Source organism: Tenacibaculum sp. 47A_GOM-205m (assembly GCF_000518405.1).
Lineage (GTDB): Bacteria > Bacteroidota > Bacteroidia > Flavobacteriales > Flavobacteriaceae > Polaribacter > Polaribacter lutimaris.
Genome location: NZ_JADN01000004.1, coordinates 522,266 through 535,296, shown reverse-complemented (window position 1 = coordinate 535,296; position 13,031 = coordinate 522,266). Strand labels below are relative to the sequence as shown.

General features: G+C 33.0%; 11 protein-coding genes. 6 read left to right on the top strand and 5 right to left on the bottom strand.

Features of this window, described 5'->3' with window-relative positions; genetic code table 11:
- The first annotated feature begins 31 nt into the window (after window positions 1-31).
- The 4 genes from N534_RS0106125 to N534_RS0106110 are packed head-to-tail and all read left to right on the top strand — an operon-like array spanning window position 32 to window position 3,995.
- Window positions 32-949: a hypothetical protein gene (locus N534_RS0106125; protein ID WP_156025557.1), complete on the top strand. Its 918-nt coding sequence runs from the start codon at window positions 32-34 to the stop codon at window positions 947-949.
- Between the two features lie 24 nt (window positions 950-973).
- Window positions 974-1,741, top strand: a complete 768-nt coding sequence (locus tag N534_RS0106120) for a DUF4292 domain-containing protein (RefSeq protein WP_028891643.1) — start codon at window positions 974-976, stop codon at window positions 1,739-1,741.
- Complete coding sequence (locus tag N534_RS0106115; protein WP_028891642.1) at window positions 1,741-2,955, top strand: murein hydrolase activator EnvC; 1,215 nt, start codon at window positions 1,741-1,743, stop codon at window positions 2,953-2,955. The genes N534_RS0106120 and N534_RS0106115 overlap by 1 nt, the downstream gene beginning before the upstream one ends.
- Before the next feature lie 5 nt (window positions 2,956-2,960).
- Entirely contained in the window at window positions 2,961-3,995 is a 1,035-nt protein-coding gene (locus tag N534_RS0106110) for an AI-2E family transporter (RefSeq protein ID WP_051435855.1), read from the top strand.
- A gap of 5 nt (window positions 3,996-4,000) precedes the next feature.
- Here N534_RS0106110 and N534_RS0106105 read toward each other — a convergent pair whose 3' ends face one another.
- Entirely contained in the window at window positions 4,001-4,513 is a 513-nt protein-coding gene (locus N534_RS0106105) for an acyl-CoA thioesterase (protein WP_028891640.1), read from the bottom strand.
- A gap of 224 nt (window positions 4,514-4,737) precedes the next feature.
- Window positions 4,738-5,637 carry an SPOR domain-containing protein gene (locus N534_RS0106100; protein WP_028891639.1) on the bottom strand — a complete coding sequence of 300 codons (900 nt, stop codon included), beginning with the start codon at window positions 5,635-5,637 and terminating at the stop codon, window positions 4,738-4,740.
- A 94-nt stretch (window positions 5,638-5,731) separates the two neighbouring features.
- On the opposite strand from N534_RS0106100, the gene dprA reads away from it, so the two are divergent.
- The gene (gene dprA / locus N534_RS0106095) at window positions 5,732-6,829 is read left to right on the top strand and encodes a DNA-processing protein DprA (RefSeq protein WP_028891638.1); all 1,098 of its coding nucleotides are present in this window, start codon (window positions 5,732-5,734) and stop codon (window positions 6,827-6,829) included.
- A gap of 90 nt (window positions 6,830-6,919) precedes the next feature.
- A complete protein-coding gene (locus N534_RS0106090) occupies window positions 6,920-8,008 on the top strand; it encodes a hypothetical protein (RefSeq protein ID WP_038005573.1) in 1,089 nt (362 codons plus the stop codon).
- Here the strand turns inward: N534_RS0106090 and N534_RS0106085 are convergent.
- From N534_RS0106085 to mfd, 3 genes are all read right to left on the bottom strand, one after another.
- Window positions 8,005-8,865: a DMT family transporter gene (locus N534_RS0106085; protein ID WP_028891636.1), complete on the bottom strand. Its 861-nt coding sequence runs from the start codon at window positions 8,863-8,865 to the stop codon at window positions 8,005-8,007. The two genes, N534_RS0106090 and N534_RS0106085, sit on opposite strands and share 4 nt — an antisense overlap.
- Window positions 8,866-9,066: 201 nt before the next feature.
- Window positions 9,067-9,624 (bottom strand): RDD family protein, encoded by a 558-nt coding sequence (locus N534_RS15050; RefSeq protein WP_028891635.1) that lies wholly within the window; start codon window positions 9,622-9,624, stop codon window positions 9,067-9,069.
- 12 nt (window positions 9,625-9,636) lie between these two features.
- The gene (gene mfd, locus N534_RS0106075; protein WP_028891634.1) at window positions 9,637-12,972 is read right to left on the bottom strand and encodes a transcription-repair coupling factor; all 3,336 of its coding nucleotides are present in this window, start codon (window positions 12,970-12,972) and stop codon (window positions 9,637-9,639) included.
- Window positions 12,973-13,031 lie beyond the last annotated feature (59 nt).

Sequence of the window (13,031 nt, the reverse complement as noted above, 5' to 3'; positions counted from 1 at the left end):
AAGAAAGAACAGTCTTTTTTCTAAAACATTATTGTTTTTTTTCTTTCTTCTTTTTTCTTCCTTTTTAAATGCACAAGATAGCATTCCTTCTGCTGTGGATGTTAACGAAAGAAACAATTTTGAGTTTCAACAGCACTTTTTCAAAGCACTTTCAGACAAAGCTATTTTCAATTACAAAAATGCTATTGAACATTTAGAAAAGTGCAATAAAATACTTCCTAATAATACCGCTGTTTTATTTGAACTTTCTAAAAACTACACAAGCTTAGGCAGAAACCCTGAAGCTTTAAGCTATATTGATATGGCCTTAACTAATGATCCTAGTAATTTATGGATGTTAGAACATAAAGTCACCATCTTAAGAAAGCTTGCTAATTTTGAAGATGCCATAATCACACAACTAAAAATTGCAGAAAAATACCCTAAGAAAAAACAAGTTTTGGTTTATTTACATCTTCAAAACAAAGATGTTGACGCTGCTAAAACTGTCTTATCTGAATTAAGAGAGGCAAAATTATTAAACGCTCAGCTACGTAAAATTGAAGAAAACTTATTTGCTCGTACGGTAAAAGTAGTTGCCTCAAATAAAATATCTGAAAATGTAGATTCTAAATCGCTTTTTGAAAAAGAAAGGTCATTTATTAATTTAAAAACTTTACTGGAAGAGTTAGCTACCGAAAATAATTCTGATTTATTAAAGTACAGTGAAGAGGGATTGACACTTTTTCCTGCGCAGCCTTTTGTTTACTTAATGAATGGTAAAGCATACAATAACAGCAAAAATTTTAAAAAAGCATTAGTAAGCTTACAAAACGGCATTGATTTTGTTATTGACAATAACGAAATAGAAGCAAAGTTTTATTTAGAAATGGCAAGGTCTTATCATGGATTAAACGATATTAAAAAATCAAATTCTTACAAAAATAAAGCCGCAAAAATTTTAAAGTAAACTAGCATCGTTAGTATAAATTATATGAGATACATCACTCTTTTACTTATAGTATTCTTAAGCCTTACCTCTTGTAAGTCTACCAAAAATGTTACTAGTAGCACAGCTATTAAAGAACTTTCTGCTCGAAAAGTTGCGAAAAAACATAGCTCTGCAAACTTTGATAAAGAAACAATTGATGCTAGGTTGAAGGTGAACTATAAAGACAACAGAGAAGATGTTGGTTTTTCTGTTCGTATGAAAATTAAAAAAGATGAAGTTATTTGGTTGAAAGGATCTAAAATGATTACCGTTTTTAAAGCTAAAATTACCCCAACCAAAGTACAATTTTACTCTCCTTATAAAAAGAACTTTTTTGATGGAGATTTTTCCATGTTAAAAGAACTGTTAGGAACCGATATTAATTTTCAACAATTACAAAATATGTTATTAGGCGAAGCTTTAGTTGATGTAAAGTCTGAACGTCAAGAAGTAACTATTAATGAAAACTCATATCAATTGTCTCCAAAAAAGCAATCAGAATTGTTCGATTTGTTTTTTTACATCAACCCTTTGCATTTTAAACTCAACAAACAATCAGTTGTAAATCCACTAAAAAATCAACGCTTAGATATTAGTTATCTTAAATATTCTAAAAAAAATAGTACTTTATTCCCTGAAAAAATTAACATACAAGCTAAAGAAAATAATAAGTTTACTATTATTGATATTCATACGCGTTCGGTTGAATACAACACAAAATTAAATGTAGATTTTACTATTCCTAACGGATATAAAGAAATTCAATTATAATGAAGCACTCTGTTTATTACATCTTTTTATGCCTGTTTTTTATAGGACTTTCTTCTTTTGGTCAAAGTAGAAAAGAACTTGAGAATAAGCGAAAAAAACTTCAAAATGAAATACAACAGGTTAACAGTCTTATCATTAAAACCAACAAAAAGAAAAGTAACGCTTTAGACGATTTAAAAGATTTAAGCCAAAAAATTACGGTACGTGAACGCTTAATTGAAACTATAGAGTTAGAGTCGAAAGCCTTGTCTTTAGAAATTAAATCAAACGAAAAAGAGCTTAAAAAATACAACGATGAATTGGCTAAATTAAAAGCTGATTATGCTGATATGGTTGTAAAATCGTACAAAAGTAAATCGCAACAAAGCAAAACCATGTTTTTACTTTCTTCTGAAAGCTTTTACCAAGCCTACAAACGTTTAAAGTACATGCAACAATACAGTGATTTTAGACGAAAACAAGGTGAAGAAATTGTTGTAAAAGCTAAAGAAATAGAGCAATTAAACGATTCGTTAATCGTGCAAAGAAAAACAAAAGAGGCGTTACTTTCTGATGAGAAAAATCAGAAAAAAGAAATTGAAGAAGACAAAAAAGATCAAGAACAACTGATTTCAAAAATTAAAAAGGAAGAAAAAAAATATAAAAACGAACTACAACAAAAGCAAAAAGAAGAAAAAAGAATTGCTGCTAAAATTGACAAGTTAATTAGAGACGCTATTGCCAAAGCTAATAAAGGTAAAAAAACCGATAAAGGTAAAACGAGTAGTTCTGGGTTTATTTTAAATGCTGAAGAAAAAGCCTTATTAGCTAATTTTGAACAAAACAAAGGTAATCTTCCTTGGCCTGTTAGTGGTATTATTACCAGAAAATATGGAGTACAACCACATCCAACCTTTCCTGGAATTAAAATCAACAGTCACGGATTATATATCGCAACCAAAGCAAATACCGATGTAAAAAGTATTTTTAACGGAAAGGTATTGGTCATTCAATTACATCCTGATGGTAAAAAATCTGTTTTAATACAACACGGTAACTATATTTCTGCTTATAATAAACTAAAAGAAGTATATGTTAAAAAAGGAGAAACTGTAAAAACAGGTGATAAATTAGGGAAAGTTTTTACTGATAAAATTACTGGTAAAACACAACTTAGTTTTATGCTGTATAAAAACAAAGACCGATTGAATCCTTCACATTGGATTCGTTCATAGTACCCATGAAAAACGCTGCCAACTTTATTATCGTAACCGTAGCTGTTTTAGCTACCTTAGTTATCGGAAAAGGAATTTTAATTCCGTTCATTTTCGCACTTATTTTTTGGTTTTTAACAAGAGAAATTCGAAAAACTATTTATAAAATCCCTTTTGCTAAACGATTTATTCCTTTTTGGTTGAGTAATGTGTTTGTGTTTAGTCTTATTGTTTTAGGTTTCGGGTTTGTTTCTGAAATTATTACCAATAGTATTTCCAATTTAACCACATCTTATTCGAAGTATGAACCCAATGTTGATGCTATCATCAAAAGTTTAGATACTTTTTTTCATATTGACATCATCACTTCAGTAAAATCGGTAGTAGGAGATTTTGATTACGGCTCTGTTTTAGGCGATATCGCCAACGGAATTAGTAGTTTGCTAGGCGATACCTTTATGATTATTATTTATGCCTTATTTATCTTCTTAGAGGAAAGTAATTTTAAGCTAAAACTACAACGTGTATTCTCTAATCATGAAGGAAGCTCAAAAAGCTTTCAATTTATCTTAAAAAAGGTAGAAAGCTCTATTTCTAACTATTTGCGTTTAAAAACGTATGTAAGTTTATTAACTGGTATTTTAAGTTATTTTGTTTTACTAATGGTTGGAGTAGATGGTGCTCCGTTTTGGGCCTTTCTTATCTTTTTATTGAATTACATTCCAACTATCGGGTCGTTAGTAGCTACAGCTTTTCCAGCTATTTTTTGTTTGATACAGTTTGGAGAATTCACTCCCTTTTTAATCGTTGTATTTGCCGTTGGTGCTATTCAGGTAGTCGTAGGAAATGTTGTAGAGCCTAAAGTTTTTGGAAAGTCATTGAATTTAAGTCCACTAGTTACTATTCTTTCACTAGCTGTTTGGGGAGAAATTTGGGGAATTACAGGGATGATACTTTCGGTACCTATTACCGTAATTATGATTATCATCTTTTCACAGTTTGAAAACACAAAAAACATTGCCATTTTCTTATCTGAAAGCGGCAATGTAGATAATATATAAGTGGTTTAATCCATGAAAATAGATTTTAGCTCTATGGCTTCCTTAGGATCCATTTTACCCGCTAAAACCAAGCTTAATTGCTTTCTACGTAAAGCAGCTTCATATCGTTTTTTCTCTAATTCAGTTTCTGGTTCAATTTGAGGAATTGGCACAGGCTTTCCTGTTTCATCAACCGCAACAAACGTGTAAATTCCTTCGTTAACTTTTGTTTTTTCACCAGATTGACGGTCTTCAATCCAAACATCAACATAAATCTCCATTGAAGATTTAAACGCACGAGAAACTTTTGCTTCTAAGGTAACTACACTTCCTACAGGAACTGATTTTGAAAAAGCTACATGGTTTACAGAGGCTGTTACTACAATTCTTCTCGAATGACGGCGTGCAGCAATACTACAAGCTCTATCCATACGAGCTAATAACTCTCCTCCAAAAAGATTGTCTAAATAATTGGTTTCTCCTGGTAATACAAGATCGGTAAGTACCGTTAACGATTCGCTAGGTGTTTTTGCTCTCATCAATTACATTTTGATGCAAAGATACAGCAAGAAAAAAACCTATACCAGTTCTTGATTTGAAATTACGCTAAAATAAAAAGCAGAAGTTTTTTGTTTAAATGGGAAAGAAAATCAAAGCATAGCCATAACTACGGTTTTATTTTATTTTGAAATATAAACGGAAAAGAACAATTTTTATAGTGTAATTTTAATTTAGAAATGGTATTAACTATAATAAATTGGGTTTATTTAGCCAACAACCAAGCGTCTTCGCTTACCTTTTCTTTGATAATTTCTAAGGCTTTTCTAGCTTCTTCTTTGGTTGCATAACTAGCAAAAGCTACTTGAGTTAGTCCAAACTTGTTTTTTCCAAGAATCGTAGCTTCATACCCTTTGTTTTGTAACTCTGCTAATTTGTTTTCAGCATTGTGTACATCTTGAAAAGCACCTGCGATAATATGAAAGTTCTTAGCCTCTTTGCTAACGTTTAAATTAATCGTTGGTAACGGATTTTCAATCACAAAAGTAGCCGATTGAATTTTCTTTTGTACCGACTCTTCTTGATTAGCTAATAATTCTTGCTGTTGTTGATTCTGAACTCCATTCCAACCTACATAGGCAACTCCTACAAATACTGCAGCTACCGCTGCTCTTCTTATATATAAAGGAATGGTTTTGCTTTTCTCTTCAGAAACAACAGGTAAAGGTTTTACAGTTACTTCTTTTACTCTCTCTACCGAAGGAGTAGTAACCTCAGCTAATCCAAAAGATTCTGTTAAGAAATTACTTGTAAGATTTGGTTCAAAAACTACTTGACCAGCGTCATTTAATGCTAAACTTCCAACTGAAGCAACTTCAACTGAAGTCGTTTTTAAGTTTTTATTCCACTCAGCAACTTCACTTGCAATAAAAGTAGTAGCTTCTTCAAAAGAAATATTTTTGTCAGAAGCAATATAGTTAGCCAATAACCCATCATTATGCTGTAAATACGCATTAAAAGTTAATTGTTTTTTTGGTGGATAAAAAGTGTGAGTGGTAGTATTTACCCTTGCACCAATGGTATTGGTTACAAATCCTCCAAAATTAGGAACAATTACGCAGTCGTATCTATATAATAAATCGTTGATGTAGTTGGCTAATGTCATAAGAACAAATATAGCTTTTTCAATGTATAGTTTCAAGTGATTGTACAATTTTTATTAACAGTTTTTTGTATATTGATAATCAAATTATTGCTATATGAATTCTGAAAAACTACTTGCTGTACTACGATTACAGGCTACCAAAAATGTAGGTGATATCTTAGCAAAAAAGTTAATTACTGCTGTTGGAAGTGTTGAAAATGTATTTAAAGAAAAACCACATGTGTTACATAAAATTAACGGAATTGGAACGCAGGTGACTCAGCATCTTTTTGATGAAAACAACTTAAAAAGAGCAGAGGAGGAGCTCAACTACATTCAACAAAACAACATTACTTTTTCTTATTTTTTAGAAGAGGGTTATCCGCAAAATTTAAAACATTGTGTCGATGCTCCCATTCTTATTTTTAAAGATGGGAACCTCAACCTTAACAATGATAAAATCATCTCGATAGTCGGTACTCGAAACATGAGTTCATACGGACGCGATTTTTGTAATCAGTTAATTGAAGAACTAAAAGAATATAATCCGATAATTGTAAGTGGTTTTGCCTATGGAGTAGACATTTGTGCACATAAAGCGGCTATAAAAAACAACTTGCAAACCATTGCTGTTTTAGCACATGGCTTGGAAGAAATTTATCCGAAAACACATAAAAAATATATTCATGAAGTAAATAACAATGGTGGATTCATTACCGAATTCTGGCACGATGAACAGCCTATGAGGGAAAATTTTCTAAAGCGAAATCGTATTGTGGCTGGACTCTCCAAAGCAACCATCATTATTGAATCTGCCGAAAAAGGAGGGTCACTAGTTACTGCTGACATTGCCAACTCTTACAACCGAGATGTGTTTGCTCTGTCAGGAAGGGCTACAGATGTATATAGTAAAGGCTGCAATAACCTCATCAAAAATAACCAAGCATATATACTCACTTCTGCTGAAGATGTTATAAAAATGCTTAATTGGGACATACCGAGAGCCTCGGCACCCATTCAAAACAAACTTTTTGTTGATTTGAATGAAGTCGAACAAAAAATCTATGATTATTTACAACAGAACGGTAAGCAAATGTTAGATGATATTGCTATTAATTGTGAATTGCCTATTTATCAACTATCCTCTATCTTAATTCAATTGGAATTAAAAGGCGTTGTAAAACCCTTACCTGGTAAAATGTTTGAAGTTTAATCGCAGTGCGATTACCAATAGTTTTGTTAAGAATTAACAAATATTATTCCAAAGAAATAAATTCAAGTATCTTTGAAAAAAGGTTTTTATATGACTTCAGAAAACAAACTTATATCACAAAAAAAACCAGCGTTTCCCGTTACTAAAAAGCTAGGAAATTATTTGAATAGACATAACCGAACGATTCAAATTCCTATTTTTTATGATGATTTATTGCGTTTTCAAGGGTCAATCGTTGTATATGATAAACACGAAAATGATACCTTGTGGGTGCGTGTATATTACAATGAGTTTGAGCGAGAAGAAATAGATTTGAGCCTAAAAAAAATCTATAACATCCTACATTCTAACGGTTCTGATGCCAGTATACAACACTTAAACATTGATGCTGTTGATTATTGTACCTTCGGAAATTCAAAGCCTTTTCGAGTAAAGGTTCGAAATATTTTGAATGATAACTACACGTATTTTTATGTAAAAAAAACCGATGCGTCTCGTATTTACGGTTTAGAACTTGAAGATATTTTATCGCCGTATAACTTGAACTTTTTAGTCTATCAAGACACCTTAATTGAAGAGCATATTTCTGGAATTCCAGGGGATGTGTTTATCAACGATTATTTAGATAATTGTATTGAAATTGAAAAGGCGCAAATAGCCAAAGAGTTTGTTAAGTTCAACGAGCGTTGTATGATTCGTTTGCTAGGAGATATGCGTTCGTACAACTACGTTGTAGTACCTACACACGATTTTGAAAATGTCGTGTATAAAATCCGCCCAATAGATTTTGATCAGCAGTGTTACGAAGGGAAGTTTAAAGTGTATTATCCGCAATTTTTTAAAGAAAACCTAAAAATGGTTCAATTAGTAGCAGATAAACTTACCTCATCATCTATAGAACAGTATCAGTTAGAAGAACGTTCTATTGTAGCCAAAAGAATTTTAGGGTCGCGTACACGTCTAAATCGCCTGATTAAAGCTATGAAAGCTGATAATATTTCAATTCCAAAGAATATTGAACGATTAAAAGCAGAGATTTTTGATTTTACTGGGGATATTAACTTTAGAGATAGTGATGGAATGGGAGAAATCCTAGATAGCGCACTAACGTTTGTTCGTAGAAATTATGAAGATGTGAGTATGAAAACCATCATTCAACAGCAGCAAAAATTATATTAATTCTTTCTGCTTCGAATACTCTCAATTACAACCGTTGCTAAAATTAAACTTCCACCGATAAACGTGTTCCACGTGGGAACTTCTTTCAGGAAAATAAAAGCTAAAATAATTCCGAAAACAGGTTGAATACTACTAATTATGCTTGCGGTTGATGCGGTGAAAAACTGTAAGGAATGTACCATTAAACTATGTCCAATAGCGGTAGTTAACAACGCTAATAATAACAAATAGGGAAGTTGCTCTTGAAATCCTGAAACATCCATAAAAAATAAGACTGGAACTAATAAAACTGTAATGATTACGGTTTGATAAAACATCAACATTACTCCGTTGTATTGTATTACGTATTGCTTTAATATTAAAATTCTTATAGAATACGATAGGGCAGAGAGTAAGCCAAACAATACTCCTTGAACTTGGGTGTTTTTAATATCAAACTCAGGAGCTAGAATATACAGTCCTAGTAAAACCATTAGACCTAATACAATGTGAATTGGGTTGAATTTTATCTTTAAAAATAGCGGTTCTAAAAAAGCAATCATTACTGGAAAAGTGTACAACGACAACATTCCAATGGCTACATTAGATAGTTTTAACGCGTAGAAATACGTAATCCAATGTGCTCCCATAAAAATTCCGCCCATTAAAAACGGAAACAAATGTCTTCTTGATTGTATGGTTAAATCAATCTTTTTAAATCGGCAAAACACGTATAAAATTACCATAGCAAACACCGAGCGAAACCACACAATAACTTCTGAAGGCATTGCAATATATTTACCTAGTACTCCTGAAGTACTGATAAATAAGGTGGCTAAAATAATTCCTGATAGATTTTTTGCGTGATTGGTTTGCATAAGCGTAAAAGTATGTCATTTCGACCAGAGGGAGAAATCTCTTTTAAAGGAGTAACTCTTAATCTTAAGATTTCTCGCTACCGCTCGAAATGACGTTTTGTTTGTTCTCTTCATTGCGAGTGGAACGTGGCAATCTTTTAATCATGAAGTTCCCAACAAACAGATTACTTTGCTTACTTCAATACAGCATTTTTTTATTCTTTACAACAGCTTACTTAACCCATAAAAAAACAATCCTCCTAATATTAAAATTCCAATAAAATTTACTTTCACTTTTATATTTTTTAGATCATTCCAAATAAATTTTAATTCCTCCTTTTCTGATGTGATAACTTTGGTATTTGCAAGAAAATCTCCAAGACGTCTTTGAGGGTTTATTAGTCCAACAATTACTTCTAAAGGCCAACCAATAATAGTTAAGTTTCTTAAAAAACATTGAAATTCACTCGCTGGTTTGCTCGTTTTAATATCAATAATTTGATACCCCATGATTCGTTTTGCAGGACTTTTTGCTTTTAAAAAATCTTTGTTCATGTAAATAAACATTGGTATAGAAAACAGTATCATTCCTATAGATTTTGTATGAGTTAGTTCAAATTTAAAAACTATCACTGAAACTATAATTCCTAATGGAATGGTTAAAAGACACATTATGAAATGATCTAATAACATACTCGAAACACGATAAAACCTTGGGCTAATATTCGAAATCCTACTAATTTCTTTATGTATAAACCCTTTATCTTCTATATCTTCCATTATTAATTATTTTTACACTTTCTGTAAGGTCTCTAACGCCTTATGTACACTATCAATTTTTATAAAGGTGATGAGTAAACGTAAACCGTTTTTGGTTTTCTTTTCTTTCATTACACAACTTTTCGGGTTGTGCTGTACGTATTTCAACATCTTCGTAAATGCTTCGGTTTGATAAAAAGCACTTTGCTGATCGGATACAAAATATCCAATCAAACGTTTTTGCTTTAAAATCACCTTTTCTAAACCTAATTCTTTCGCTAACCATTTAATACGAACACTGTCTAATAAATCGGCTACTTGAGTTGGATATTCACCAAAACGGTCGATAATTTCACTTTCAAAGGTTTGCAATTCTTCTTCCGTGGTTAACGTTCCTAATTTGTTGTATAGACTCAAACGTTCGGTTACTGAGTTCACATAATCATCTGGGAATAGAATTTCAAAATCAGTATCAATTTGCACCTCTTTTACATACTCTTTTGGTGCATTTTCATCCGTAGGATACAAATCTTTAAACTCATTTTCCTTCAATTCTTCAATGGCTTCTTGTAAGATTTTCTGATAGGTATCAAACCCAATATCGTTTATAAATCCACTTTGTTCTCCTCCTAACAAATCTCCAGCACCACGAATTTCCAAGTCCTTCATGGCAATATTTAATCCGCTTCCTAAATCAGAAAACAGTTCTAATGCCTGAATTCGTTTACGCGCATCGTCGGTCATATGATGGTATGGTGGCGTGATAAAATAACAGAAGGCTTTTTTGTTCGAACGTCCTACACGACCACGCATTTGGTGCAAGTCAGACAATCCGAAGTTATTTGCATTGTTAATAAAAATCGTGTTGGCATTTGGTACGTCCAATCCACTTTCAATAATGGTGGTAGAAACTAGTACATCAAACTCATTGTTCATAAAACCAAGCATGAGTTCTTCTAACTTTTTTCCTTCCATTTGTCCGTGACCAATCCCAATTTTAGCACTTGGTACCAAACGTTGCAACAATCCTGCTACTTCTTTGATGTTTTCAATACGATTGTGGATAAAAAACACCTGTCCTCCACGAGAAATCTCGTACGAAATCGCATCGCGAATGATTTCTTCACTAAAACGAATTACATTGGTTTCTATCGGGTGACGGTTAGGTGGTGGCGTTTTAATTACCGATAAATCACGCGCCGCCATCAAACTGAACTGTAAAGTACGCGGAATTGGGGTTGCTGTTAAGGTTAATGTATCTACATTTTCCTTAATCGTTTTTAACTTGTCTTTTGCCGCTACTCCAAATTTTTGTTCCTCATCAATAATCAACAATCCTAAATCTTTAAACTGAACTGCTTTATTGGTTAATTGATGTGTTCCTATCACAATATCTACACTTCCATCGGTAACCCCTTCTAACACACCTTTGCGTTGTTTTGTGGTTCTAAAACGGTTTAGGTAGTCAATGGTAACCGGAAAGTCTTTTAATCGCTTAGAAAAGGTTTTAAAGTGCTGAAATGCTAAAACTGTGGTTGGTACTAACACTGCCACTTGTTTTCCGTTATCAACGGCTTTAAAAGCAGCTCTGATGGCAATTTCTGTTTTTCCAAAACCAACATCACCACACACCAAACGATCCATGGGTTGTTCTTTTTCCATATCGGCTTTTACTTCTTGGGTAGAAGAGAACTGATCGGGTGTGTCTTCGTATAAGAAACTTGCTTCCAACTCATGTTGCATGTGTGTATCTGGTCCGAAAGCAAATCCTTTTTGCAGTTTTCGTTTTGCGTATAACTGAATTAGGTTGAGCGCAATATGTTTTACGCGGGCTTTCGTTTTTTGCTTGACTTTTTTCCAAGCATTCGACCCTAGTTTATATACTTTAGGCGGTTTTCCGTCTTTTCCGTTGAATTTGGATATTTTGTGTAGCGAGTGAATGCTCACGTATAAAATATCGCGGTCGCCATAAATTAGCTTAATTGCTTCTTGTTTTTTACCTTCTACATCAATTTTTTGCAATCCACCAAACTTTCCAATACCGTGATCGATGTGGGTTACATAATCACCTACGTCTAATTTGGTCAATTCTTGTAGGGTGATGGATTGCTTTTTCGCATATCCGTTTTTTAATCGGAATTTGTAATAACGCTCAAAGATTTGATGATCGGTATAACAAACAATTTTATTGTCTAAATCTACAAATCCTTGATATAACGGAAACACAATGGTTTCATAGGAAACTTCTTGTTCACCATCGTCAAAAATATCGTGGAAACGCTGTGCTTGCTTGTCGTTGGAACAGAAAATATAATTGGTAAATCCTTTGGCTGAAAATTCATTAAAATTCTGAATTAACAGGTCGAATTTTTTGTTGAAAGAGGGCTGTGGATGCGTATCGAAACGTATTTCGGTAAGATCTTTCGTCTCTGCTAGAGATGACAGGTGAGCTAATGTAAATTCTTGTAATTGATTTTTAATTAACTCACCGTTGCAAAACAGTTCTTCTGGTTTTGCGTGTTTGATTTCTGTAGATAGTTCGTTGAACGACAATTCTGCTTTTCGGTAGAATTTGTCTAACGAATCGCTTAACAAGTCTACATTTTTAACAAAAACAGCGGTTTTAGACCAAATGTATTTTAAAAAGCTTTCTCTACTTTCTTCCAACGCTTTGTTTTCTACATTGGGCATTATGCTTACTTTCTTAAGTTTTTCTTTAGAAAGTTGGGTTTCTACATCAAACGTTCGGATGCTGTCTACCTCATCACCAAAAAACTCAATACGATAAGGCTCGTCGTGAGAAAACGAAAACACATCGATAATTCCACCACGTACCGAAAATTCTCCTGGTTCGGTTACAAAATCAACGCGTTTAAAATGATATTCGAACAGTACTTCGTTGACAAAATCGAGCGATACTTGCTCACCCACCGCTACTTTTAGCGTGTTTTTTGCCAATTCTTTTTTGGTGACTACTTTTTCGAATAGCGCAGTGGGGTAAGTAACAATAATCGCAGGTTTTTTACGAGAATTAATACGGTTTAATACCTCTGAACGCAGCAATACATTGGCGTTGTCGGTTTCTTCTATCTGATAGGGTCTGCGATACGAACCCGGATAAAACAACACGTTTTTATCGCCCAATAACTGCTCTAAATCGTTTAGATAATAAGCGGCTTCTTCCTTGTCGTTACAAATTAACAAGTAAGGTTTATCGGCTTGTTTAAAAGTTTCGGAAATGACAAAAGACAACGAGGAACCGACCAAATTCGTAATTTGAAAATGGTGTGGATCTTGTTGAAGCTGATGAACAATCTGTTTTACATTCTCAGATTGTTGGTATTGGTTTACAATTGCTTGCTTGCTCAACGTACAAAAATTTTATGCAAATGTACGAGGATTATTTTTTTATGAAATAAATTTATTGT